Raw genomic sequence first — 22,970 nt, 5'->3', positions numbered from 1 at the left:
GGGCAGAGTCCGGCGCGAGGGTGCAGGATGGTTGGGTAGTCGAGTTCGATCCCGACGTTTTCAGGAGGTCTCGTGGCGCACGACAGGGCGGGTCAGGTGGCACTGCCGGAAGATCTCGTCGACATCCCGCACCTGGTGACCGCGTACTACAGCGGGGTGCCCGACCCCGATAATCCGTTGCAGCAAGTACTGTTCGGGACTTCCGGGCACCGAGGCTCGAGCCTGGACACTGCGTTCAACGAGGCTCACATCCTGGCCACCACCCAGGCCATCGTCGAGTACCGGGCGTCGCAGGGCGTCGACGGGCCGCTGTTCCTCGGCCGCGACACCCACGCCCTGTCGGAGCCGGCGTGGACGTCGGCTCTGGAGGTCCTGGCCGCGAACGACGTGACGGTGCTGATCGATTCGCGCGATCGGTACACCCCGACCCCCGCGGTCAGTCATGCGATTCTCCGCTACAACCGCAGTGGCCCGGAGTCTCAGGCCGATGGGATCGTCGTGACCCCGTCGCACAACCCGCCTCGCGACGGCGGCTTCAAATACAATCCGCCGCACGGCGGCCCCGCCGGCTCCGAGGCGACGACGATCATCGCCGACCGCGCGAACGAGTTACTCCGCCGGAACCTCTCGGGGGTGCGGAGAATCTCCGCGGACCGGGCGATCCGGCGGGCCGAGCGATACGACTTCCTCCGCTTCTACATCGACGACCTGCCGAGTGTTCTCGATTTCGACGCCATCCGGAGCGCCGGTGTGCGGATCGGCGCCGATCCGCTGGGCGGGGCCAGCGTCGACTACTGGGGTGCCATCGCCGACACCCACCGGCTCGATCTCGAGGTCGTCAATCCGCTGGTCGATCCGACGTGGCGGTTCATGACCCTCGACACCGACGGCAAGATCCGTATGGACTGCTCGTCACCGGATGCCATGGCCTCGCTGATCGGCGCCCGCGACCGGTTCGACATCTCCACCGGAAACGACGCCGACGCGGATCGGCACGGGATCGTCACTCCCGATGGGGGACTGATGAATCCCAACCACTACCTCGCGGTGGCCATCGACTACCTGTTCTCCCACCGGACGGGATGGGGGCCTGCGGTGAAGGTGGGCAAGACGCTCGTCAGCTCGTCGATGATCGACCGCGTCGTCGACAGCCTCGGCCGCGAACTGCTCGAGGTTCCGGTGGGATTCAAGTGGTTCGTCCCCGGACTCCTCGAGGGCTCGCTCGGGTTCGGCGGTGAGGAGAGCGCGGGAGCCTCGTTCCTGCGCCACGACGGCGAGGTGTGGACCACCGACAAGGATGGGATCATCCTGGCCCTGCTCGCCTCGGAGATGACGGCCGTGACCGGCAAGACACCGTCGGTCCGGTACCTCGAGCTGGCCGAGAAGTTCGGCAGCCCGGCGTACGCGCGCATCGATGCCCCCGCCAGCCGGGAGCAGAAGGCGGTGCTGGCGAAGCTGTCCCCCGAACAGGTGTCCGCCACCGAACTGGCGGGCGAGCCGATCACCGCGACGCTGACCAGTGCGCCGGGCAACGGAGCGCCGCTCGGCGGGCTGAAGGTCACCACGGATTCGTCGTGGTTCGCGGCGCGGCCGTCGGGAACCGAGGACGTCTACAAGATCTACGCCGAATCCTTCCTGGGCCCGGACCATCTCGCGGAGGTGCAGGCGGCGGCCAGGGACCTGGTGGCCGACGTCCTGAGATAGGTGCTCGGGCGGGGTAGGCGCGGTCGCCGACGGCGCGGGACCTACCATCGGATTCAACTATGAACACTCGCGCAGCCGGGCTGTCCACCGGGCAGGGCCCGCGGCTCCCGTCCGAAATCTGGGTGCTGGTCTCGGCCAGCTTCGTCATCGCACTCGGGTTCGGGCTCGTCGCACCCGCCCTCCCTCAGTTCGCCCGCAGCTTCGACGTGAGCGTCACGGCCGCCACCGTCGTGATCTCCTCGTTCGCGTTCATGCGTCTGGTCTTCGCCCCGGTCAGCGGACGGCTGGTGCAGCGGCTGGGAGAGCGTCCGGTCTACATCACCGGTCTCCTGATCGTCGCCGCGTCGACCGCCGCCTGCGCGGTCGCGGGGGACTACTGGCAGCTGCTGATCTTCCGTGCACTCGGGGGCATCGGCTCGACGATGTTCACGGTGTCGGCGATGGGCCTCGTCATCCGCATAGCGCCGGTGGACAGTCGTGGCCGCGTGTCCGGGCTGTACGCGACGAGCTTTCTGATGGGCTCGATCTCCGGACCGCTCGTCGGTGGTCTGCTCGTCGGCTTCGGTCTCCGGGTTCCGTTCGTCATCTACGCGATCGCCCTCGTCATCGCTGCCGCCGTCGTGTTCGTGAGCCTGCGCGGTTCCCACCTCACCGCGCCGGACGCCACCGCCACCGGTGCCACCATGACGCTGCGGGACGCCCTGGGACAGCCGATCTACCGGGCCGCGCTGGGGTCGAACTTCGCGTTCGGCGGAGTGATCTTCGGGGTGCGGGTCGCGATGGTCCCGCTGTTCGTCGTCGAGGCGCTGCACCGCGACGCGTCCCTCGCCGGCATCGCCCTCACCGTCTTCGCCGTCGGGAACGCGCTCGTCCTCATGGTGTCGGGACGGTTGTCCGACGTCTACGGACGGAAGCTGTTCGTTCTCCTCGGCCTGCTGGTGTGCGGCGCCAGCACCATCGGGATGGGTCTCAGCGAGAGCCTCCCGGTATTCCTGGTGCTGTCGGGTATCGCCGGCATCGGGTCCGGCGTGATGAGCCCGGCGCAGCAGGCTGCGGTCGCCGACGTCGTCGGCGCGAAGTCCCGCGGCGGCCCCGTGCTGGCCACGTTCCAGATGGTCGCCGACGTCGGCGGAGTGCTCGGTCCGGTGGGTGCGGGTCTGCTCGCTCAGCACCTGTCGTACGCGGTCGCCTTCGGCGTGACCGGAGGGGTCATGCTCCTCGCCGCCGTGGGCTGGCTGTTGGTGCCGAACAGGGCGGCGCCCAAGGTGTCGGTCGAAGCGGTCTGACCGGCGGCTTCGGTACGCTCGGTCGGGTGTGGATCAAGATCGTCTCCCTCCTCGCCAGGCTGTCTCTCGCCGGCGTCTGGCTGGTCTCCGGCGCACTGAAAGTCGCCGACCCCGCCCAGACCGTCATCGCCGTCCGCGCCTACCAACTGCTTCCCGAGGACCTCGTCCGTCCGGTAGCCAACACGTTGCCGTTCTTCGAGATCGCGCTGGGACTGCTCCTGCTGATCGGTCTCGCAGTCCGGGTCACGGCCTCCGTGTCGGCCGTGCTGCTCCTCGTGCTCATCGGCGTGATCGTCTCGGTGTGGGCCCGCGGGCTGTCCATCGACTGCGGATGCTTCGGCGGCGGCGGTGTGGCCGACGTGAACGGCTGGGACTACATCAGGGAAATCCTCCGCGATGTGGGCTTCCTCGCACTGGCAGCGTGGTTGATGGTGTTCCCGCGTACGCCGTTCGCGCTGGGGCTCCGCTCCCGCACCACTCTCTCAGTGACCCCTCAGCAGACGGTGGCACAGTAAGCATTCGGTAAATCGATCCGACGTCGAAGGACTGCATCCACGTGAGCGCGAAGAACAAGTACAACCCGCAACCGGAATCGAGCCGGTCCACTTACATTCTCGGTGGGCTCGCCGTGCTGGTGATCGCAGCACTGGTCATCGGGGGTGTGATCTGGCAGAGCAACCGCAGCAAGCCGCGGAACGACGGGTACGGCGGCGTCCAGAACTCGGAGGTCCAGGTGGCGTTGCAGGACGACGGCGTGGTCGTTCTCGGTCGCCCCGACGCGGCCACCACGATCGATCTGTTCGAAGACCCGATGTGCCCGTACTGCGCCGAACTCGAGAACCGGAACGGCCAGGAAATCGCGCAGGCCGTCGACGACGGCAAGGTGGCCGTACGCTATCACGTCCTGAACTTCCTCGACCGGCTCTCGGCGAGCGGTGACTACTCCACCCGCGCCGTCGCCGCATCCGAGTGCATCGCCGAAACCGGTGACGCCGTGGCGTACTCGGCGTTCCACGCGGCCCTGTTCTCGCCCGCGAATCAGCCGAAGGAGAACGGCAGCTCGGACCACACCAACGAGGATCTCGCGCGGATCGCCGGCGGCGCCGGAGCGTCCGACGCCGCCACCCAGTGCATCAGCACCGGTGCGAAGGTCGAGCAGGCCCGTGCGCACGCCGAGGCGGGCCGTCAGGCCCTCGCAGCGAGCGGCGCCACCGGCACCCCTGCCGTGGTGAAGGACGGCACCGTGATCGACGCGCTGTCCAACGAGAACTGGGTGTCGCAGCTGTAGGCGGCTCCGCCGCCCGTGCGTGCTTGACGAGTGTCTGGACTCCTCGACCACGCTCGGGCGCGAAGCGCCTCTGACCAGGCGATTTGTTGGCCCGGTCGGCAATGGTGTAACTTTCTTCGAGCACGGAGGAAGTCATTCCGAGTGCGGAGAACAACCGAATACGGGGCTATGGCGCAGCTGGTAGCGCACCACACTGGCAGTGTGGGGGTCAGGGGTTCGAGTCCCCTTAGCTCCACTTTCGAGAAAGGCCTCCCGTCCGCTGATCATGCGGCGGGAGGCTTTTCTCATTCTTCCCCGTTGTGCCGGTGGGACACTGGCGTCATGACATTCACTGTGACGCATCGATCATTCGACCAATTGGCGGAGTTCGCCGTCACCGACTTCGGCGACGACGACAGCTACAGCATCCACGAGTCCGGGGCCCTCGTCATCGTCCGTGCCGCCCGGGAACTGATCTACGCCCCCGGCAGCTGGTTTCTGGTGGAGCGCGAGGACGGGCAGGAGGACGGATCGCCCGGCAACTACATGTGACCCGACGGCCAGCCGGAACCGAGGGGAACATGTGTTCGATTCCGCGGTAGATTCGACCGGTGGCCACCAGAACGGAAACCGCGCCGGGGCGCTGTCCGAACGGGCATCTGCTCGCCGCGAACACGTGCCTGGTGGGGTGGGAGGTGTGCGGGTGTGCGACATCGAACAACGGTGGCCACCGCACCCACTACTGCCGGCGGTGCGGCGCCACGATCCGGACTCCGCCGTGTAGTTGCCCTGTGCCCGGTTCGGGGCGGTGAGCCGGCTACCTGATGGGCTGTCGCGCGGCCGTGGGGTTGCCCCAGATCGTGTCGGATTCGTCCTGGAGGACGAGTGCGACCAGCCTCTCGGGGCCTGCGATGAATGTGGACGCCGCGACGAGCACCCAGATCCAATGACCGGCGCGGTGGCGGATCCGGAGATGTGCTGTGGCGCTGGGGTTTTCGACCCCCAGTACCCGAGCGAGCATGGTGCCCCACAGTGGGGCGTCGTCGGGGTGGAACAGCCGTTCGTGGTCGAGGTCTGCGAATTCCTCGGTGTCGTAGCCGATCAGGGCGGCGCACGCGGAGTTGCTGAATACGACGTTCCGGTCCCGGTCGTGCACGCTGATCGCGTGTGGGATGGACTCCACCAGGGCAGCGAATCCGTCGCTATCCAATTCTCTCACAGTCCCCCCTCGGGCTCCTTCGTCGGCGCCCACATAGTACGCCGGAGTCCTCGAGTTCGGGTGGGAGAACAGCTAATGGCGAGCAACCTTCGGGTCGTCACCGGGCTCCGCGGGGCTAGGGTGACGGGGTGCGTTTCGTCACCATAGTTCAGGCCTCCGCGTTCGTCCCCGTCTGGCTGCGCGTGCTCCTCCTGATGGCGGCGGGCGCGAAGGTGTGGGGCGCGGGCATCTACTCGGGCTGCTACTTCGGCAGCAAGGACATCTCGATGGGTGTGGGCACGTTCGTGAACCGGGGAGTGCTGTTCGACGGGACCGCGCCCATCACGCTCGGCAGGCAGGTCGCCGTCGGGCATCGTGCGCAGTTCGTCACGAGCACCCACGACATCGGTCCGGCCTCCGGTCGGTGTGGGCGGGTGGTACATCGTCCGATCGTGATCGGCGACGGGTGCTGGATCGGCGCCGGCGCGATCATCCTTCCCGGGGTGACGGTGGGGGCCGGGTGCGTCATCGGGGCGGGCGCGGTGGTCACCCGTGACTGCGAGCCGAACGGGCTGTACGCCGGCTCACCCGCGTCCCGTGTCCGCGACCTGGGCGCCGGGGCCTCCGTCGGCTGAGTGCGGACCTGGCGGCAGCGGGGCGCTAGGATGGGCGCCCGGTAGATCGTCGAGGGTCCACGGAGGTCGCAGCGGTGGCGAAGAAGCGGATTCCGGTCGTCATCGTCGCCGGATTCCTCGGTTCGGGAAAGACCACGCTGCTGAACCACGTGCTGCGGAACAACCGCGGGGTCCGCGTCGGCGTCATCGTCAACGACTTCGGCGCCGTGAACATCGATTCGATGATGGTGGCCGGTCAGGTCGATTCCATGGTGTCGCTGAGTAACGGGTGCATGTGCTGCGCAGTCGATGTCAGCGACATGGACGAGATGCTGGACCGCCTCGCCCACCCCACGTCGCAGATCGACGTGATCATCGTCGAGGCGAGCGGGCTCGCGGAGCCGCGCAACATGATTCGGCTCGTCCTCGGCAGCGCGAACCCGCATGTCGTGTACGGCGGACTGGTCGTGATGGTCGACGGTGAGCAGTTCGAGGACATGTCGGCGCAGCACCCGGACCTCGGCAAGCACGTCACGCTCGCCGACCTGGTGATCCTCAACAAGACCGACCGCATCGACGAGGACCGGCGGGCAGCCGTGCATGCGACGGTCCGCGGGTACAACGACCGCGCACCCGTCCTCACCACCGCGCACGGGCGGATCGAGCCCACCCTCCTGTTCGACCGTGAGCCCGGGCGCGAACCGGCGGCGGGGGAGCAGCTCACCCTCGATCAACTCCTGCTGGATCAGCACGAGCACTGCGACGGCTCCGACCACTTGCACTCGTCGTACGAGGCGATCGATTTCGCGTCGGAGGCGCCGATCGATCCACGGCGACTCGTGGAGTTCCTCGAGAAGCGACCGGTCGGCATCTACCGGATCAAGGGATTCGTGCATTTCGCCGTGCCCGGGCAGTCGCGGAAGTTCGAGGTGCAGACGGTCGGCCCGCATATCAGATTCACGTCGGCGCGTTGGGAACCCGGCGAGGAACGGGCAACCCAGCTGGTGCTCATCGGCGCCGACATCGAGGCCGGGCACGTGCGGGAACGGCTCGCGGACTGCGTCGTGGCAAGCGGAGAAGAGGCGGACCCCGGCGCGATGCTGGGTGTGCACCGCTATACCGTGACGGCGTGACCGAGTCTGCGTGTAGTCCTGAACCCCGCCCCGAACCCGTGCTGTCCGTGTACGACGCGATCCGTCGTCGCCGGGACGTGCGAGCCGAGTTCACCGGGGAGCCGATCGAGCCGGAGGTCCTCGATCGCATCCTTGGCGCCGGGCACTGCGCCCCCAGCGTCGGCAACACGCAGCCGTGGGATTTCGTGGTCGTGCGCGACACCGGGACACTGAGCACCTTCGCCGGCCACGTGGCAGGGGCCCGCAGGCGGTTCGCGGAATCGCTGCCCGAAGACCGGAAGGCGACGTTCGACCCGATCAAGATCGAAGGGATCTGCGAGAGCGGCATGGGTGTGGTCGTGACCTACGACCGGAGTCGCGGCGGCGAACACATCCTCGGCAGGCACACGGTCGACGACACCGGCCTGTTCTCGGCGGTGCTCGCGATCCAGAACCTGTGGCTCGCGGCGGCCGCCGAGAACGTGGGCGTCGGGTGGGTGTCGTTCTACGACGAGCCGTATCTCACCGAGCTGCTGGGCATTCCGGAGCCGGTACGTCCCATCGCATGGCTGTGCGTGGGGAGGGTCGCCGAGTTCCAGCAGGTGCCGGACCTCGAGCGCTTCGGGTGGCGGGGGCGCCGGCCGCTGGCCGACGCCGTCCACCTCGAGAAGTTCTAGCCCTGACGGCGGCGTGAGCCGCCCGCGGCCGCCGTGCGGGCTCCACTGCCGGTGGAGGAGGCTGCGCGCGTGCGGCCTGCTCCACCCGCGCGGGAGCGACGTGCCCCGCCGCCCTGACCGTGCGCGCGTCCGCCCTGACCGCCGCGTCCGCCCTGGGCGCCGCCCGGTCGCTGATTGCGTCCGCCACCGCCGTTCGCCGCGGGTGCCACCTTGGGGGCGGGAGCGACGTGCGGTGCGATGTCGCCGACGAGGTCGAGGACGTGGGCGGAATCCGCGGTGCTGCGGACGGGGGTCACCTTGATCGCGGCCTTGCGCATGAGGACGGCCAGATCCTTGCGCTGCTCGGGCAGCACCACCGTCACGACGTCGCCGGCACTGCCCGCGCGTGCGGTACGACCGGAACGGTGCAGGTACGCCTTGTGCTCGGCGGGCGGATCGACGTGGACGACCAACTGCACGTCGTCGACGTGAACGCCGCGCGCCGCGACGTCGGTGGCCACCAGCACGCGTGCGTCACCGGCGGAGAACGACGCGAGGTTGCGGTCGCGGGCCGCCTGCGACAGGTTGCCGTGCAGGTCGACCGACGGGATTCCCGCCTCGGTGAGCTGACGCGCCAGCTTGCGGGCCTGGTGCTTGGTCCGCATGAACAGGATGCGTCGTCCGGTGCCGGACGCCAGCCGCTCGACCAGTTTGCGCTTGGCCTCGACGCCGTCCACGTCGAACACGTGGTGCGTCATGGCGGCGACGGGCGAGTTCGCCTCGTCGACCGAGTGCAGGACCTCGTTCTTCAGGAAGCGCTTCACCAGCTTGTCCACGCCGTTGTCCAGGGTGGCGGAGAACAGCAGCCGCTGCCCCTGCTGGGGGGTCGCGTTGAGGATGCGGGTGACGACGGGCAGGAAGCCGAGGTCGGCCATGTGATCGGCCTCGTCGAGGACGGTGATCTCGACGGCGTCGAGGCTCACGAACTTCTGCTTCATCAGGTCTTCGAGCCGGCCGGGGCATGCGACGACGATGTCGACGCCGGCCTTGAGTGCGTTCACCTGGCGGTTCTGGGAGACACCACCGAAGATCGTGGTGACCCGCAGGTCGTAGGCGGCGGCGAGGGGCTCGAGGGTTGCCGTGATCTGCGTGGCGAGCTCGCGGGTGGGGGCCAGGATCAGGCCCACCGGGCGACCCGGGCGGCGCTTGCCGCCGGACAGTTCGCCGGCGAGGCGAGACACCATCGGGATGGAAAAGGCGAGCGTCTTACCGCTGCCGGTCTTGCCCCGGCCGAGCACATCGCGACCCGACAGCGTGTCGGGAAGGGTGTCGACCTGGATGGGGAACGGGGAGGTGATCCCCTTGTCGGCGAGTGCTTTCACCAGCGGTTCGCGGACACCGAGCGCGGCGAATGTCGTGTCGGGAGCGTGTGTGTCAGACAAGTGGTCAGGCCTTTCGGGCACAGGGTCGTGCCCGGAGGGCCGATACGGAATGTCTCCGTCGGAGCTCGAGCACAGGTTGGCGGCGTTGCCGGTCGGCAAGCTTCTTCGCCGTAAGAAGAGCGGATGCGGTGGTGCACATCCAACAGGATTCGGGTGACCGAACTGAATGCGTTCTACGACGCTGGATGACCGTTGTGGTCACCTAGTGATGGCGAGTCTACCTGGTGGCGGCGGAACGGTCCGACCGAGGAGTCACAGACCGACCCATTCCGAGGCCCCGTCGGCGAACTTCTGCCGCTTCCAGATGGGCACCTCGTGCTTGATCCGCTCCACCAGTTCGGCGCACGCGGCGAACGCCTCGCCGCGGTGCGGAGCCGCGACCGCGGCGACCACCGCGAGGTCGCCGACAGTGAGGGACCCCACCCGGTGGATGGCCGCCACGGGGAGTCCGGAGGAGGCCGCGACCTCCTCGCATACGGTGCGGAGGAAGCGTTCGGCGTCCGGGTGCGACTGGTATTCGAGTGCCGAAACGGATTGTCCGCCATCGTGATTGCGGACGACGCCGGTGAACACGACGACTGCGCCGTGTTCGGGCCCGGTCACGGCGGCGTCGACGACGGCGGGATCGAGCGGCTGATCCGAGATCTGGGCGAGAATGTCAGGCATCGTGGGCACCTCCACCGGCAACCTGGGCGAGAAGATGATCGACGATGGGGTCGAGGACGGACAATCCGTCCTTCACCCCGCCCGGCGAGCCGGGGAGATTCACCACGACTGTGCCGTTCGACACACCGGCGAGTCCGCGGCTCAGCGAGGCGTGCGGGGTCACCTCGGTTCCGCGGTTCCGGATGGCGTCGGCGACACCGGGGAGTTCTCGATCGAGGACGGCGCGGGTGGCCTCCGGGGTGGCATCGGTGGGGGAGACGCCGGTGCCGCCGGTGCTGATGACCAATGCCGGACTTCCGGACAGTGCGTCGGCGAGGCCGGCCGCGATGTCCGCGTCGGCGTAGACGAGCGGACCGCGGGTGGTGAAGCCCCGTTCCTCGAGCCACGACGCGATGACCGGGCCGGTGGTGTCTTCCCGGGTGCCCCTCGCCCCGCCGGTGGAAGCGACGAGCACGGCCGCGGATCGCGGTGCCACCGTGGGAATTCCGGTGCTCTGCTGCTCCCGCGTCCAGTGCCCACGCTTGCCGCCGTCCTTCGTGAGCAGCCGGACCCCGTCCAGCGTCGCGGCCGGGTCGACCGCTTTCACCATGTCGTGCAACGTCAGTCCGGCGACCGCGACAGCGGTGAGGGCCTCCATCTCGACGCCGGTCGGGCCCTTCGTCTTCGCCGTGGCCTCGATGGTGATGGCGGTGTCGGTGAATCCGAACTCCAGCTTCACCGACGACAGCGCGAGCTGATGGCAGAGCGGAATCAGCTCGGACGTCTTCTTCGCACCCGAGATCCCGGCGATCCGGGCCGTCGCGAGGACGTCGGCCTTCGGGAGGTCGTCCGCCCTGACCAGTTCGATCACCGCGGGTGTGGTGACCAGTTGCCCGGCGGCCACCGCGGTTCGGGTCGTGTCCGCTTTCGCACTCACGTCGACCATGCGGGCGCGGCCCTCGCTGTCGAGGTGTGTCAGGTCGGTCATAGGGGGATCACCTTCACGAGTTGGCCTGCGTCGAGCGCGGTGACGTCGGCCGGAACGTCGACGAGGACGTCCGCCCATGCCATCGCGGCGACGAGATGGGAACCGGGGCCGGAGACGAGTTCGACCCCGGCACCGGTACGGCGGGCGCGGAGGAACTGCCGCTTGCCCGGAATGGAGGTGACGGCCGCGGCGAGCGGCAGTTCCTCGGATTCGGTCGGGGGGAGACCCGCTGCGCGCCGGATCTCGGGGCGCGCGAACACCTCGAACGAGACGAGGGTGCTCACGGGGTTGCCGGGGAAGTTGAGGACGGGTGTGCCGTCCACCACGGCGGTGCCCTGGGGGCCGCCCGGCTGCATCGCCACGTGACCGAAGTGTGCGCCGAGCGGTGTGAGGGTTTCCTTGACCACCTCGAAATCGCCCATCGACACCCCGCCGGACGTGAGCACGAGATCGGCGGTGGTGGTCGCCTCCGCGAGCAGGGTCCGGAACTCGGCGGGGTCGTCGCCGCTGCGCGTGATCGAGACGACCTCGGCGCCGTTGGCCCTGGCGCTCGACGCGAGGGCGATTCCGTTGGAGTCGTAGATTTCTCCCGGATGCAGCACGGTGCCGGCGTCCACGAGTTCGGCGCCGGTGGTGATCACGGCGACCCGCGGGCGCGGTAGCACCGGGACGTGCTGCAAGCCGACGGCGGCGAGGACGGCGATATGCCGGGCGGCGAGCGCACTGCCTGCGGGCAGAAGGAGCATGCCTTCGCGGACGTCGCTGCCGCGCTCGCGCACGAACTCGCCGGCGGTGCGGGAGCGTTCGATGCGGACCTGTCCGTCGGTGGCCTCGGTGTCCTCGACCGGGACGATCGCGTCGGCGCCGTCGGGGATCGGCGCACCGGTCATGATCCGGTAGGCGGTCCCGGGAGTATGGGTGGTGGTGCCTGCCGGTCCCGCCGCGATCACGCCCCGCACCGGCAGTACCGCCGGGACCGAAGCCACGGATGCGGCGTCGACCGCGTACCCGTCCATCTGCGAATTTCGGAACAACGGCAGGTCGACGGGGGAGTGGACGTCGGCGGCGAGGACGCGCCCGAGTGACTCCCCGAGCGGAATCTCCTCCGCCGGCCGCTCGTGGAGGGTCGCGAGAAGTTCGGCGACGTGCTGGGCGTGTTGCTCCACAGAGCGTGCGGTCACGATATTCCTCCGGCCATGGTCACCAATCCTAGGCACGCCTCCAGAGACGCGACGAGAGTGCACCGCGTCACACAGTGATCACCCCCTTAGCGGCATACTGGACAGATGCAGGGAAAGGCAATTCGATGACGACAGTGGAGATGGGTATCCCGTCCGTCCGGTCGTCGGTCTCGCTCGTCGGCAGACCGGACGTCGACCAGCTGGTCGACCGGTTCGGCCGCGTCGCGCGGGACCTGCGGGTGTCCATCACCGAGAAGTGTTCGCTGCGCTGCACGTACTGCATGCCCGAGGAGGGCCTGCCCGCGATTCCGGCGCAGAACCTGCTCACCGCGAACGAGATCGTCCGGCTCGTCGACATCGCCGTCCATCGCCTCGGCGTGCGCGAGGTCCGGTTCACCGGGGGCGAACCGCTGATGCGGGTGGACCTCGAGCAGATGATCGCCGGATGCGCCGCGCGCGTGCCGGGTATCCCGCTGGCGATGACCACCAACGCGGTCGGTCTCGAGCACCGCGCGGCCGGGCTCGCGCGTGCAGGTCTGACACGGGTCAATGTCTCCCTCGATTCGGTCGATCGCGAGCACTTCGCGCGGCTGACGAGGCGGGACCGACTGCCGTCGGTGATGGCCGGTATCCGAGCCGCCGCCAGAGCCGGACTGGCGCCGATGAAGATCAATGCGGTGCTGATGCCCGAAACGCTCAGCGGCGCGGCCGATCTCCTGGAATGGTGCCTGCGCGAGGGCGTCACGCTACGGTTCATCGAGGAGATGCCGCTCGATGCCGATCACGAGTGGGCACGCGAGAACATGGTCACCGCCGACCGGTTACTGGCCGTCCTCGGCGAGCGGTTCACGCTCACCGAACACGGCCGGGACGACCCGTCGGCACCGGCCGAGGAGTGGCTCGTCGACGGTGGTCCGGCCACGGTCGGGATCATTGCGTCCGTCACCAGGTCGTTCTGCGCCGACTGCGATCGCACCAGGCTCACCGCCGAGGGAACGGTACGGTCGTGCCTGTTCAGCGATCAGGAGATCGACCTGCGGGCGGCGCTGCGGTCGGGTGCGGACGACGAGGAGCTGGCGCAGTTGTGGCGCGGCGCGATGTGGAACAAGTGGGCAGGGCACGGAATCAACGCGGACGGTTTCGCTCCGCCGGAACGCAGTATGGGAGCAATCGGTGGTTGACGTGACGGGTATCTCGGTTCGGTATTTCGCCGCCGCCGCCGACGCCGCGGGGTGCACCAAGGAGACTCTCGATCTCCCCGCGACCGCAGACCTCGCCCAGGTGAAAGAACTTCTCCTCGCCAAGTACGGTCCCGACATGCAGCAGGTGCTGTCGGTCTCGGCGTTTCTCGTCGATTCCGAACTGACGCGCGATCTCACCCGGACGGCAGGCGCCCAGGTGGATGTGCTGCCGCCGTTCGCCGGCGGCTAGGCCTGCGCGCGGGCGGCGTCGGACAGCCACCGGTTGAAGGTGATCGTTCCGAACTGATTGTCGGGCACCAGGTTCGACCCGTCCCGCAGGAATTTCCCCATCGCGCCGGGGAGCGGGACGGTCACGACGACACCGTGCGTGCCCGTGGCCTTCTTCCACGCCGTCGTGAGGTCGCGGGCGGTGCGCACCTCGGGGCCGCCGATGGTGATCGGGCCGTCCGGGGACGGCTCGGTGGCCAGGGCGGCGTCGACCAGTGCGGTCGCGACGTCCCGGGTATCGATGGTCTGGAAACTCGTCTTGGAGAAGGCGGGAATCACTCCGACCCTGCTCGCCGGCTTCGCGATCATGGGAATGAAGTCGTGGAACTGGGTGGCCCGCACGACCGTCGTGTCCATCGACGCGTTCTCGTACACCAGTTCCTGCTTGCGCTTCGCCTGGTAGTACGCGAATTCGCTCCGATCGACGTTGACGATGGAGAGGAGGACGGCGCGTCGCACGCCGGCGCCGTCCGCGGTGGCGAGCAGGTTCTCGCTGCCCCGCTCGAGCACGGCCCGCGTGCCACGGGTCTTGCCATCGGTGGTGTCGACCACCACGTCGACGCCGTCGAGAGCCTCCGCGAGGCCGTCACCGGTGACGAGATCGCCGTGGAAATGGACGATTTCGCTTCCGGGGGCACCGCCGTGCCGGGTCAGGACCCGGACCGAGTGGCCGCGCGCAAGGAACTCCTTGACTACCTGCCGACCCGCCGTGCCGGTACCGCCCACGACCAGCGCCTGGACCATCGGGTCACCGCCACCAGGTGTCGAGCGGCGTCACCGGGACCGTCCGCTTGTGCCGGGTGCCGAGGAACATCGCCTCGAGCTTCTCGGCGACGGCGTCCGGCACGTCCTTGCCCTCGAGGTAGTCGTCGATCTGCGCGTACGTCACTCCCAGCGCCTCCTCGTCGGGGAGGGCGGGACGATCGTCCTCGAGGTCGGCGGTGGGAACCTTCTTCCACGTGCTCTCGGGTGCGCCGAGTTCGCGCAGGAGGGCCGCGCCCTGGCGCTTGGACAACCCGGTGAGGGGGGTGACGTCCACGCCGCCGTCGCCGTACTTGGTGAAGAATCCGGTGATCGCCTCGGCGGCGTGATCGGTGCCGAGGACGAGGTATCCGAGTTGTCCGGCGATGGAGTACTGGATCACCATGCGCTCGCGGGCCTTGATGTTGCCGCGGACGAAATCGCGCAGTGCTCCGCCGTCGCCGATGATGTCGCGCAGCGCCTCGGACGATTCCTTCGCGGTGGCGTCCGCACCGGGCTTCACGTTGACGACCACCGACCGGTCGGGCTTGATGAAGTCGAGGGAGATCTGCGCATCCGACTCGTCGGCCTGGGTGCCGTAGGGGAGTCGGACGGCAACGAACTCGGCGTCGTGGCCCTCCTTGCGGAGCTCGGTCGCCGCGAGCTGCGCGAGACGTCCGGTGAGGGTGCTGTCCTGACCGCCGCTGATCCCCAGGACGAAGCCCGTGGCCGGGGTCGACAGCAGATAGTCCTTCAGGAACTGAACGCGCTTTCGGATCTCCTCGGCCGCGTCGATGGTGGGCCGGGCACCGAGTTCCTCGAGGATCTGCGCACGTAGATTCGACATGACAGAACTCTAGCGAGTGCCCCTGACGAGCGCAGGGTACGGTTCCGCGCATGAGTAGATCGGACGTCCTGGTGGTCAGCGCGACCAAGGCGGAGGCCGTGCACGTCCCGTCCGAGTTCGAGGTGCTGATCACCGGCATCGGCAAGGTGAGCGCTGCCGTGGCCGTGGCGTCCGCCCTCGCCGACTACCCGCGGACGGACAGGCCGCTCGTCGTCAACATCGGCACCGCGGGTGCGTTGCACGAGCATCACAGCGGCCTGTTCACGCCGTCGACCGTGCTGAACCACGACATCAGCGGCGACGCCATCCGCGCTCTCGGACACGAGGTCGCCGACCTCCTCGACCTGCCGGACGGCGACGGTTCCGTGCTCGCGACCGGCGATCTGTTCGTGGCGGATGCCGCCGTGCGCGACGTCCTGGCCCGGCGAGCCGACCTCGTGGACATGGAAGGGTTCGCCGTCGCCTACGCCAGCGCCCGCAGCGGTGCCCGGTGCCGGCTGGTCAAACACGTCAGTGACGCGGCCGACGATTCCGCCCTGGACTGGCCCGCCCGGATCGATGGGAGCGCCCGGGCACTGGGCGCCTGGCTCGCGGCCCTCTAACTCGCCCGGAACGTCAACCCGAACCCGTCGGCGTTGGTCACCCGCAACGTGTCCGAACGGACGCTGTAGGTCGTTTCTCCGGTCAGCGCGGCGAGAACCGCACGCTCGACCTCGGTGACGTCCGGGGGGCAGGCCATCCGGGTGGTGGCCCACGGCCCGAACGTGATCGAACCCCGCTGCACGTCCGCGGACCCGCGCATCTGGTTGCAGCCGGTGAACCCGGACGCGGAACCGTCGTTCGCGATCAGCATCTGGGGCGCGGTCCGCTCGAGCGCCGCTGTCGTCGTGACCGCATCCGGGCTGATCAGCGCCGTCACCGTCCAGGTGGTCCCGACGACGGGCCGATCCGGCCGGGCGACCCGCTCGTCGGTCAGCGTCACCGCACCGGTGGCCGTGGTCAGGGTGAGCCGGTCGCCGTCGAGGGTCCAGGTCGGTTGCGCGTCCAGGAGTCCCGTCACCCAGGCGTCCGCGCCGGCCGCCTCTCCCGGGCACGCCATCAGCGTCATCGCGAGCGGGCCTGCCACCACCTTCCCGCCGGACAGATCGACGTCGGCGCTGCCCTGATTGCACCCTGCCTCGACGGAGACGCGTCCCGTGTCGGTGAACCCGAGCACGAGCGGCCCACCGCCGGGAATGGGATCGCCTTCGACGGAGGTGGAGACGAATGTGCGGCCCGACGGATCCGGCGGCGCGGTCTGATCCTCCCCGCCGCACGCGGTGAGCGAGGCGAACGTCAGGAACGCGAGAGTGACGGCGGTGGTGCGCATTCCCCGAGGTTAGACAGATTGTCGCGATCCGGATTCACGATCGGGTGACGCGCCGGATCAGGTCCTCCCAGGCGTTGCCGAGACGCTCCACCGACATCCCGAGGTCGCGCAGTTCGTGCAGCACCAGGGTGGCCTCGAGCGGCGCGAGGAGCGAGCAGGCGAGCAGTTGGTGGTCGCCCTGCACCCCCGCGGCGCGGAGCAGGGACACGACGTGGTGCACCGAGACCGCCCGCGCGGGTGCGGCGAAACGGAACTCGAGGGAGTTCTCCGCGGCGCGTTGCACCTCGCCCTGTACCTCGACGATCGCGATGCGGGCGTGGCCGAAGGCGATCAGGCGGTCGATCGGGTCGGCGCCGGGCCCGAGGGGCGGGGGACCGAACATGAAGCCCTGCTGGAGTTCGCGTTCGGTGTGGTCGAGAAGTGCGTGCATGAGACCGGACCGGCTGCCGAACCGGCGGAACACTGTGCCCTTGCCCACACCGGCCTTGCAGGCGACGGCGTCCATGGTGACGGCGTCGACTCCCCGCTCGGCCACCAGTAGCGCAGCCGCATCGAGCAGGAGGCGGCGGTTGCGTGCGGCGTCTCCGCGTTCGGGGGGATCGACTCCGATCTGGGGCAGGAGGGGGCTGGTCACGCTTCGCATCCTACCGTGACGGGAACATAAGTGGACCACGGTCCGTTTAGTTGGTATACATGTTCGCGAGTCGCCCTACGCACCATCGAAGGATTATTGACATGTCACAGACCAACGTTCTCGTTCTCGTCGGCAGCCTGCGCGCCGCCTCGGTCAACCGTCAGCTCGCCGAGACCGCGGTCGCCGTGGCGCCCGAGGGTGCCGAGGTGATCGTGTTCGACGGACTCGGAGAGGTTCCCTTCTACAACGAAGACATCGACGTCGCCGGTTCCATTCCCGCCGTCGAGGCGCTGCGTGACGCCGCAGGCCACGCCGATGCGCTGCTGCTCCTGACGCCCGAGTACAACGGCACCATCCCCGCCGTTCTCAAGAACGCCATCGACTGGATCTCGCGGCCGTACGGCACCGGCGCCGTGAAGGACAAGCCCGTCGCCGTCATCAGCGCCTCGCCCAGCGGCAACGGCGCACAGTGGGCGCACGAAGACACCCGCAAGGCCGTCCGCATCGCCGGCGGAAAGGTCCTCGAGGACGTCACCCTTGCCATCGGCGGCACCATCGACAAGTTCGGTGACCGTCACCCGCGCGAGAACGCCGAGGTCGCGCAGCAGGTCGCCGGCGTCGTCGCCAGCCTCGTCGACGCCACGAAGCAGCTCGTCGACGCCTGACGGTCCCTCGCGCGCGGGATGTCGTCGGCGCTACAGCCCGGTCCGATCCAGGGCTGCGTCGACGGCGTCCCGCACCGAGTCGAAGTCGTCACCGGCCGCCAGGGCAGAATCCCTGGCGGCTTCTATCTGTTCGCGCACCGTCTCGTACCGCGCGATCCACTCCTCCTTGTTGTCGCGCCAATAGCCGATGACGTCGTACCGCTCCGCGGGCCAGCCCAGGTCGTGTCGCAACCAGCGCCGTACCACCCGAGACACCGTGGCCTCGCCCGCGAACCACACGTAGCCCGGCGCATCCGGTCGCGACCAGTCGCGGGCCGCCTCGGCGAGCACGCTGTCCCCGGCGCCGTTGCCGCTCCCGTGCAGCCAGGTCACGGTCAGTGCGGCATCCGTGGTGAACTGCTGTCGGTCGTCTGGTGTGGTGACCTCCGCGATCACGTGCACGCGAGCCGAACCGGGTAGTTCCTCGATGATCCGGCCGACGGCGGGCAGTGCCGTCATGTCGGCGAGCAGGAGCTGCCACTGCGCATCGGTGGGCGGCGTGTACCACCCCGAGGCGGTGGAGAACCCGAGCCTGTCGCCCGGGCGTGCGCTCGCGGCCCAGTGCGCAGCGGTCCCGCCCGCGTGGACGGCGAAGTCGATGTCCATCTCCAGGGCATCCGGATCCCAGCGGCGCACGGTGTAACTGCGCTTCTCCGCGCCGTCCGGTGGGAACGCGAGGAGCAGCCGCTCGTCGGGTATCCCGCTGGATTCGAATCGGCCGAGATCTCCGCCGGCGAGGGTGATCCTCTGCATGTTCGGCGTCACCCGCCGGGTGCGCGCCACGGGCGCCGACCAATCGAGGGGCTCTTCGGGCATCCGCTCACGCTACCGGGACGCGACGCCCGGTCCCGGTAGTTACCGGCCGGCTAGCGCACCGGGTGCAGTGCTCACGACGTCCGGCGCCGGCCCTTGGGGGCGGGCCGCGGCGGTGGACCCCGGTGGGTGCCGAGGGGTACGGACGGCGTCCGTCCGACTGGCCGTCCGAGGCGGTGCGAACGGTCCGTCCGCGGGGTCCACGCAACGGATGCGGGCGTGTCCGCCGAGCTGAAGTAGGCTCCCTGAGCCTCCAGCGCACGAGCGCGACCCGCGGGGTGACCGGCATCACGCCGAACATGTGATGCGCGACACGCCGACGTGAGTGGGAAATTTGTGGTCGTCAAGATTACGACCTGGGAATTTCATCGATGTGACTCACAACATCTCGGGTTAAGTGTTTCTGTCGGCCACTAGGTGTAGTGTCTTGAGCACTGAGAGACCACAACGAGAACCGACTCGGTGAGCATCTCCATCGGGGGTCACCGCCATCTCGATCAGGGGTGATCTCAGTGCGCTGAACACACACTTCGTCAGCTTCATTCGGCAGTGGAAAGAGGGACTTCATGAGCATCACCGTCTACACCAAGCCCGCTTGCGTTCAGTGCAATGCCACCTACCGGGCCCTCGACAAGGCGGGCATCGAATACTCCGTCGTCGACATCACCGAAGACCCCGAAGCCCGGGACTACGTCATGGCACTGGGATACCTGCAGGCGCCCGTGATCGTGGCCGGTGACGAGCACTGGTCGGGCTTCCGCCCCGACCGCATCAAGACCCTCTCGGCAAACGCTGCTTGAAGCGAGGCGATCGCACCGCCCGAGGCGGAGAACGACCCGATTCCCGGGCGGCAGTAAACGGTAGTACTAGTCCAGATGGTGGAAACCGATGACATCGCTGGTGTACTTCTCCAGCGCCTCGGAGAACACCCATCGCTTCGTTCAGAAGTTGGGTGTCCCGGCCACGCGCATTCCGTTGCACGACCGCGCGGGCACGTTCGAGGTCGATGAGCCGTACGTCCTGATCCTGCCGACCTACGGGGGCGGCATCACCGCGACCGGTCGGGACACGAGCTACGTGCCCAAGCAGGTCATCAGATTCCTCAACAACACGCACAATCGCTCCCTCATCCGTGGGGTGATCGCTGCAGGCAATACGAACTTCGGCGAGTCGTATTGCTATGCCGGAAACGTGATTTCGCAGAAGTGCAGGGTTCCGTACTTGTACCGCTTCGAGCTCATGGGTACCGCCGAAGACGTAGTAGCAGTCCGGGACGGGCTCGAACAATTCATGGAGAGTGAACAGTGGCACCGACAATCACAGACACAGCCCCGGCTGGGAGTGTAGAACGCGCTGTGGCACGACCCGACGTCTCCTCGGGAGAACTCGATTACCACGCGTTGAACGCGATGCTGAACCTGTATGGCCCCAACGGCGAGATCCAGTTCGAGAAGGACCGCGAGGCCGCGAACCAGTACTTCCTCCAGCACGTCAACCAGAACACCGTCTTCTTCCACAACCAGGACGAGAAGCTGGACTACCTGGTCAAGGAGAACTACTACGAGCGTGAGGTCCTCGACCAGTACACGCGCAACTTCGTCAAGTCGCTGATCGACCATGCGTACTCGAAGAAGTTCCGGTTCCCCACCTTCCTCGGTGCATTCAAGTACTACACCTCGTACACGCTCAAGACGTTCGACGGCAAGCGGTACCTCGAGCGATTCGAGGACCGTGTCTGCATGGTCGCCCTGACGCTGGCCGCCGGCGACGAGGATCTGGCCACCAAGCTGGTCGACGAGATCATCGCCGGCCGCTTTCAGCCCGCCACCCCCACGTTCCTCAACTCGGGCAAGAAGCAGCGCGGCGAGCCCGTGTCCTGCTTCCTGCTCCGCATCGAGGACAACATGGAGTCGATCGGCCGCTCCATCAACTCCGCCCTGCAGCTGTCCAAGCGCGGCGGCGGAGTCGCGTTGCTGCTCAGTAATGTTCGCGAGCACGGCGCCCCGATCAAGAAGATCGAGAACCAGAGCTCGGGCGTCATCCCGATCATGAAGCTGCTCGAGGACTCGTTCTCGTACGCCAACCAGCTCGGCGCGCGTCAGGGTGCCGGCGCGGTGTACCTGCACGCGCACCACCCCGACATCTACCGCTTCCTCGACACCAAGCGGGAGAACGCCGACGAGAAGATCCGCATCAAGACCCTCTCGCTCGGTGTGGTCATCCCGGACATCACGTTCGAACTGGCGAAGAAGAACGAGGACATGTACCTCTTCTCGCCGTACGACGTCGAGCGCATCTACGGGGTGCCCTTCGCGGACATCAACGTCACCGAGAAGTACTACGAGATGGTCGACGACAAGCGGATCCGCAAGTCGAAGATCAAGGCACGCGAGTTCTTCCAGACCGTGGCCGAGCTGCAGTTCGAGTCCGGGTACCCGTACATCATGTACGAGGACACCGTGAACCGTGCCAACCCGATCGCGGGCAAGGTCACCCACTCCAACCTGTGCTCGGAGATCCTCCAGGTCTCCACGCCGTCGGAGTTCAACGACGACCTGTCCTACAGTCATATCGGCAAGGACATCTCCTGCAACCTGGGTTCGCTCAACATCGCCAAGGCGATGGACTCGCCGGACTTCGCGCAGACCATCGAGACCTCGATCCGCGCGTTGACCGCCGTCGCCGATCAGACCTCCATCGACTCGGTCCCGTCGATCAAGAAGGCGAACGACGAGGGACACGCCATCGGTCTCGGGCAGATGAACCTGCACGGATACCTGGCACGCGAGCGGATCCACTACGGCTCCGACGAGGGCATCGATTTCACGAACATCTACTTCTACACCGTGGTGTTCCACGCGATCCGGGCGTCCAACGAGATCGCCAAGGAGCGCGGCACGTATTTCGCCGGCTTCCCGGAGTCCAAGTACGCCTCGGGTGAGTTCTTCGACAAGTACACCGACCGGGCCTGGGAGCCGCAGACGGAGCGGGTGCGGCAGCTGTTCGCCGATGCGGGCCTGCACATCCCGACCCAGAACGACTGGCGTGAGCTGAAGGCTTCCGTGCAGCAGCACGGCATCTACAACCAGAACCTGCAGGCGGTGCCGCCGACCGGATCGATCTCCTACATCAACAACTCCACCAGCTCCATTCACCCGGTGGCGTCGAAGATCGAGATCCGCAAGGAAGGCAAGATCGGCCGCGTCTACTACCCGGCGCCCTACCTGACCAACGACAACCTGGAGTACTACCAGGATGCCTACGAGATCGGGTACGAGAAGATCATCGACACCTACGCCGCGGCCACCCAGCACGTGGACCAGGGCCTGTCGCTGACGCTGTTCTTCAAGGACACCGCCACCACCCGGGATATCAACAAGGCTCAGATCTACGCGTGGCGCAAGGGCATCAAGACGCTTTACTACATCCGCCTCCGACAGCTCGCGTTGGAGGGGACTGAGGTGGAAAACTGCGTCTCCTGCATGTTGTGAATCCGAGCCACTATCTCTGAACACTGGGGAGCAAACCGTGACGACGGCGACAGGTGGAGTGATCTACGGGGTGCGACTTCGGTCGTCGTTCGAGTACCGGTACATCGGTCTCACGACGAAGTCCACAGATGTCCGTCTGCGCCAACATCTCAAAGTTGCCGCAGGAGGTCGGAAGACGGCGTTCTACGATTGGCTGCGCAAGCAGGACCGGAGCGAGGTCATCGCCGATACCTTGGACTGGGTCGAGGGTCTCGACGACCTCGGCCGAGCCGAGATCACCTGGATCGCCTACCTCCGCCGGGACGGTCAGCCACTGCTGAATCTTTCGGACGGTGGCATCGGACCCACGGGCGTCGTCTGGACCGACGAGATGCGGGAAGCCGCTCGCCGTCGGTCGACTGGGAGGGTCGGAGTCAGTCGCTTCGCCGAGGAGAATCCGTTCCACGGGCGCAAGCACTCCGACGCGCAGAGGGAGAAGTGGTCGGCTGAGCGGAAGGGGTCCAACGGCGGGGCCGACAATCCGAACTTCGGAAAACGCGGAGCCGATCACCCCCGCTTCGGTCACCCCATGCCGGAAGAGTCACGCGCACGGATGTCCGAGCAGCGGCGCGGGGCGGGCAATCCGAACTTCGGCAAGAAGGCGAGCGACGAGACACGTGCGAAGATGTCGTCTGCTCGAATGGGGCGGCCGATGCCGTCGAGTAGGCGCAATGCCCACACGCGCTATCACACCAACAAGGGTGTCGCGATGGTCACGTGTCAGTACTGCATCGAGGATGCAGGCACAACCAACGAAGAGTGAAGAAAGC

General features: G+C 67.6%; 26 protein-coding genes and 1 tRNA gene. 17 read left to right on the top strand and 10 right to left on the bottom strand.

Features of this window, described 5'->3' with window-relative positions; all coding sequences use genetic code 11:
• Positions 1-72 precede the first annotated feature (72 nt).
• The 6 genes from pgm to H0B43_RS04695 all read left to right on the top strand — a co-directional run bounded on the left by pgm (position 73) and on the right by H0B43_RS04695 (position 4,809).
• Positions 73-1,704: a phosphoglucomutase (alpha-D-glucose-1,6-bisphosphate-dependent) gene (pgm, locus tag H0B43_RS04720; RefSeq protein ID WP_185729080.1), complete on the top strand. Its 1,632-nt coding sequence runs from the start codon at positions 73-75 to the stop codon at positions 1,702-1,704.
• Positions 1,705-1,763: 59 nt separating this feature from the next.
• A complete protein-coding gene (locus H0B43_RS04715; RefSeq protein WP_185729081.1) occupies positions 1,764-2,990 on the top strand; it encodes an MFS transporter in 1,227 nt (408 codons plus the stop codon).
• A 26-nt stretch (positions 2,991-3,016) separates the two neighbouring features.
• Positions 3,017-3,505: a MauE/DoxX family redox-associated membrane protein gene (locus H0B43_RS04710; protein ID WP_185729082.1), complete on the top strand. Its 489-nt coding sequence runs from the start codon at positions 3,017-3,019 to the stop codon at positions 3,503-3,505.
• A gap of 41 nt (positions 3,506-3,546) precedes the next feature.
• Positions 3,547-4,278 (top strand): DsbA family protein, encoded by a 732-nt coding sequence (locus H0B43_RS04705; RefSeq protein ID WP_185729083.1) that lies wholly within the window; start codon positions 3,547-3,549, stop codon positions 4,276-4,278.
• Positions 4,279-4,440: 162 nt separating this feature from the next.
• Positions 4,441-4,513 (top strand) — tRNA-Ala (locus H0B43_RS04700).
• 86 nt (positions 4,514-4,599) lie between these two features.
• Positions 4,600-4,809: a hypothetical protein gene (locus tag H0B43_RS04695; protein WP_011598322.1), complete on the top strand. Its 210-nt coding sequence runs from the start codon at positions 4,600-4,602 to the stop codon at positions 4,807-4,809.
• A 265-nt stretch (positions 4,810-5,074) separates the two neighbouring features.
• Here H0B43_RS04695 and H0B43_RS04690 read toward each other — a convergent pair whose 3' ends face one another.
• Positions 5,075-5,476, bottom strand: a complete 402-nt coding sequence (locus H0B43_RS04690) for a PAS domain S-box protein (RefSeq protein WP_312033929.1) — start codon at positions 5,474-5,476, stop codon at positions 5,075-5,077.
• A 128-nt stretch (positions 5,477-5,604) separates the two neighbouring features.
• Between H0B43_RS04690 and H0B43_RS04685 the strand changes: the two genes are divergently transcribed.
• The 3 genes from H0B43_RS04685 to bluB all read left to right on the top strand — a co-directional run bounded on the left by H0B43_RS04685 (position 5,605) and on the right by bluB (position 7,858).
• Positions 5,605-6,090, top strand: a complete 486-nt coding sequence (locus tag H0B43_RS04685; RefSeq protein ID WP_185729084.1) for a DapH/DapD/GlmU-related protein — start codon at positions 5,605-5,607, stop codon at positions 6,088-6,090.
• Between the two features lie 74 nt (positions 6,091-6,164).
• Positions 6,165-7,202 carry a GTP-binding protein gene (locus H0B43_RS04680; RefSeq protein WP_185729085.1) on the top strand — a complete coding sequence of 346 codons (1,038 nt, stop codon included), beginning with the start codon at positions 6,165-6,167 and terminating at the stop codon, positions 7,200-7,202.
• Positions 7,199-7,858 carry a 5,6-dimethylbenzimidazole synthase gene (gene bluB, locus H0B43_RS04675; RefSeq protein ID WP_185729086.1) on the top strand — a complete coding sequence of 220 codons (660 nt, stop codon included), beginning with the start codon at positions 7,199-7,201 and terminating at the stop codon, positions 7,856-7,858. Before H0B43_RS04680 ends, bluB begins: the two co-directional genes overlap by 4 nt.
• On the opposite strand, the gene H0B43_RS04670 is transcribed toward bluB, so the two are convergent.
• The 4 genes from H0B43_RS04670 to glp all read right to left on the bottom strand — a co-directional run bounded on the left by H0B43_RS04670 (position 7,855) and on the right by glp (position 12,093).
• Positions 7,855-9,279: a DEAD/DEAH box helicase gene (locus H0B43_RS04670; protein WP_185729087.1), complete on the bottom strand. Its 1,425-nt coding sequence runs from the start codon at positions 9,277-9,279 to the stop codon at positions 7,855-7,857. The two genes, bluB and H0B43_RS04670, sit on opposite strands and share 4 nt — an antisense overlap.
• A gap of 252 nt (positions 9,280-9,531) precedes the next feature.
• Positions 9,532-9,945 (bottom strand): molybdenum cofactor biosynthesis protein MoaE, encoded by a 414-nt coding sequence (locus H0B43_RS04665; RefSeq protein WP_185729088.1) that lies wholly within the window; start codon positions 9,943-9,945, stop codon positions 9,532-9,534.
• Positions 9,938-10,912: a bifunctional molybdenum cofactor biosynthesis protein MoaC/MoaB gene (gene moaCB, locus H0B43_RS04660; protein ID WP_185729089.1), complete on the bottom strand. Its 975-nt coding sequence runs from the start codon at positions 10,910-10,912 to the stop codon at positions 9,938-9,940. Before moaCB ends, H0B43_RS04665 begins: the two co-directional genes overlap by 8 nt.
• Positions 10,909-12,093, bottom strand: coding sequence for a gephyrin-like molybdotransferase Glp (gene glp, locus H0B43_RS04655; protein WP_185729090.1), 1,185 nt, complete (start codon positions 12,091-12,093; stop codon positions 10,909-10,911). The genes moaCB and glp overlap by 4 nt, the downstream gene beginning before the upstream one ends.
• Positions 12,094-12,218: 125 nt before the next feature.
• Between glp and moaA the strand changes: the two genes are divergently transcribed.
• On the top strand, positions 12,219-13,274 hold the full coding sequence (gene moaA, locus H0B43_RS04650; protein WP_185729091.1) for a GTP 3',8-cyclase MoaA: 1,056 nt from the start codon (positions 12,219-12,221) through the stop codon (positions 13,272-13,274).
• Entirely contained in the window at positions 13,267-13,524 is a 258-nt protein-coding gene (locus tag H0B43_RS04645; protein ID WP_185729092.1) for a MoaD/ThiS family protein, read from the top strand. Before moaA ends, H0B43_RS04645 begins: the two co-directional genes overlap by 8 nt.
• Here H0B43_RS04645 and H0B43_RS04640 read toward each other — a convergent pair.
• Both H0B43_RS04640 and nadE read right to left on the bottom strand, forming a co-directional pair.
• The gene (locus H0B43_RS04640) at positions 13,521-14,306 is read right to left on the bottom strand and encodes an SDR family oxidoreductase (RefSeq protein WP_185729093.1); all 786 of its coding nucleotides are present in this window, start codon (positions 14,304-14,306) and stop codon (positions 13,521-13,523) included. The two genes, H0B43_RS04645 and H0B43_RS04640, sit on opposite strands and share 4 nt — an antisense overlap.
• Positions 14,307-14,310: 4 nt before the next feature.
• A complete protein-coding gene (gene nadE, locus H0B43_RS04635; protein ID WP_185729094.1) occupies positions 14,311-15,150 on the bottom strand; it encodes an ammonia-dependent NAD(+) synthetase in 840 nt (279 codons plus the stop codon).
• A 50-nt stretch (positions 15,151-15,200) separates the two neighbouring features.
• Between nadE and H0B43_RS04630 the strand changes: the two genes are divergently transcribed.
• Complete coding sequence (locus H0B43_RS04630) at positions 15,201-15,752, top strand: nucleosidase (protein WP_185729095.1); 552 nt, start codon at positions 15,201-15,203, stop codon at positions 15,750-15,752.
• Here the strand turns inward: H0B43_RS04630 and H0B43_RS04625 are convergent.
• Both H0B43_RS04625 and H0B43_RS04620 read right to left on the bottom strand, forming a co-directional pair.
• Positions 15,749-16,519: an META domain-containing protein gene (locus tag H0B43_RS04625; protein WP_185729096.1), complete on the bottom strand. Its 771-nt coding sequence runs from the start codon at positions 16,517-16,519 to the stop codon at positions 15,749-15,751. The two genes, H0B43_RS04630 and H0B43_RS04625, sit on opposite strands and share 4 nt — an antisense overlap.
• A 34-nt stretch (positions 16,520-16,553) precedes the next feature.
• Entirely contained in the window at positions 16,554-17,153 is a 600-nt protein-coding gene (locus H0B43_RS04620) for a TetR/AcrR family transcriptional regulator (protein WP_185729097.1), read from the bottom strand.
• Between the two features lie 101 nt (positions 17,154-17,254).
• Between H0B43_RS04620 and H0B43_RS04615 the strand changes: the two genes are divergently transcribed.
• Positions 17,255-17,818 (top strand): NAD(P)H-dependent oxidoreductase, encoded by a 564-nt coding sequence (locus tag H0B43_RS04615; protein ID WP_185729098.1) that lies wholly within the window; start codon positions 17,255-17,257, stop codon positions 17,816-17,818.
• Positions 17,819-17,848: 30 nt separating this feature from the next.
• On the opposite strand, the gene H0B43_RS04610 is transcribed toward H0B43_RS04615, so the two are convergent.
• Positions 17,849-18,673: a siderophore-interacting protein gene (locus H0B43_RS04610; RefSeq protein WP_185729099.1), complete on the bottom strand. Its 825-nt coding sequence runs from the start codon at positions 18,671-18,673 to the stop codon at positions 17,849-17,851.
• Between the two features lie 563 nt (positions 18,674-19,236).
• Between H0B43_RS04610 and H0B43_RS04605 the strand changes: the two genes are divergently transcribed.
• The 4 genes from H0B43_RS04605 (at position 19,237) to H0B43_RS42770 (ending at position 22,963) form a co-directional block, all read left to right on the top strand.
• Entirely contained in the window at positions 19,237-19,470 is a 234-nt protein-coding gene (locus tag H0B43_RS04605) for a redoxin NrdH (RefSeq protein WP_005240286.1), read from the top strand.
• A gap of 88 nt (positions 19,471-19,558) precedes the next feature.
• Positions 19,559-20,017 (top strand): class Ib ribonucleoside-diphosphate reductase assembly flavoprotein NrdI, encoded by a 459-nt coding sequence (gene nrdI, locus H0B43_RS04600; protein ID WP_185729100.1) that lies wholly within the window; start codon positions 19,559-19,561, stop codon positions 20,015-20,017.
• Positions 20,018-20,025: 8 nt separating this feature from the next.
• Positions 20,026-22,161 (top strand): class 1b ribonucleoside-diphosphate reductase subunit alpha, encoded by a 2,136-nt coding sequence (nrdE, locus tag H0B43_RS04595; protein WP_185729101.1) that lies wholly within the window; start codon positions 20,026-20,028, stop codon positions 22,159-22,161.
• A 37-nt stretch (positions 22,162-22,198) separates the two neighbouring features.
• The gene (locus H0B43_RS42770; protein WP_185729102.1) at positions 22,199-22,963 is read left to right on the top strand and encodes an NUMOD3 domain-containing DNA-binding protein; all 765 of its coding nucleotides are present in this window, start codon (positions 22,199-22,201) and stop codon (positions 22,961-22,963) included.
• Positions 22,964-22,970: the final 7 nt, after the last annotated feature.

Origin of the sequence: Rhodococcus sp. 4CII (assembly GCF_014256275.1) — a bacterium.
Classification (GTDB): Bacteria; Actinomycetota; Actinomycetes; order Mycobacteriales; family Mycobacteriaceae; genus Rhodococcus_F; species Rhodococcus_F wratislaviensis_A.
The sequence above is the reverse complement of the archived record's forward strand: the minus strand, read 5'-3'. Positions and strand labels throughout refer to the sequence as shown.

What these genes read in the sequence shown, in the direction of transcription:
- H0B43_RS04715 (WP_185729081.1), top strand. Translation starts at nt 1,764, where the DNA reads ATGAACACTCGCGCAGCCGGGCTGTCCACCGGGCAGGGCCCGCGGCTC.
- H0B43_RS04695 (WP_011598322.1), top strand. Translation starts at nt 4,600, where the DNA reads ATGACATTCACTGTGACGCATCGATCATTCGACCAATTGGCGGAGTTC.
- H0B43_RS04665 (WP_185729088.1), bottom strand. Translation starts at nt 9,945, where the DNA reads ATGCCTGACATTCTCGCCCAGATCTCGGATCAGCCGCTCGATCCCGCC.
- moaCB (WP_185729089.1), bottom strand. Translation starts at nt 10,912, where the DNA reads ATGACCGACCTGACACACCTCGACAGCGAGGGCCGCGCCCGCATGGTC.
- moaA (WP_185729091.1), top strand. Translation starts at nt 12,219, where the DNA reads ATGACGACAGTGGAGATGGGTATCCCGTCCGTCCGGTCGTCGGTCTCG.
- H0B43_RS04640 (WP_185729093.1), bottom strand. Translation starts at nt 14,306, where the DNA reads ATGGTCCAGGCGCTGGTCGTGGGCGGTACCGGCACGGCGGGTCGGCAG.
- nadE (WP_185729094.1), bottom strand. Translation starts at nt 15,150, where the DNA reads ATGTCGAATCTACGTGCGCAGATCCTCGAGGAACTCGGTGCCCGGCCC.
- H0B43_RS04630 (WP_185729095.1), top strand. Translation starts at nt 15,201, where the DNA reads ATGAGTAGATCGGACGTCCTGGTGGTCAGCGCGACCAAGGCGGAGGCC.
- H0B43_RS04625 (WP_185729096.1), bottom strand. Translation starts at nt 16,519, where the DNA reads ATGCGCACCACCGCCGTCACTCTCGCGTTCCTGACGTTCGCCTCGCTC.
- H0B43_RS04615 (WP_185729098.1), top strand. Translation starts at nt 17,255, where the DNA reads ATGTCACAGACCAACGTTCTCGTTCTCGTCGGCAGCCTGCGCGCCGCC.
- H0B43_RS04610 (WP_185729099.1), bottom strand. Translation starts at nt 18,673, where the DNA reads ATGCCCGAAGAGCCCCTCGATTGGTCGGCGCCCGTGGCGCGCACCCGG.
- H0B43_RS04605 (WP_005240286.1), top strand. Translation starts at nt 19,237, where the DNA reads ATGAGCATCACCGTCTACACCAAGCCCGCTTGCGTTCAGTGCAATGCC.
- nrdI (WP_185729100.1), top strand. Translation starts at nt 19,559, where the DNA reads ATGACATCGCTGGTGTACTTCTCCAGCGCCTCGGAGAACACCCATCGC.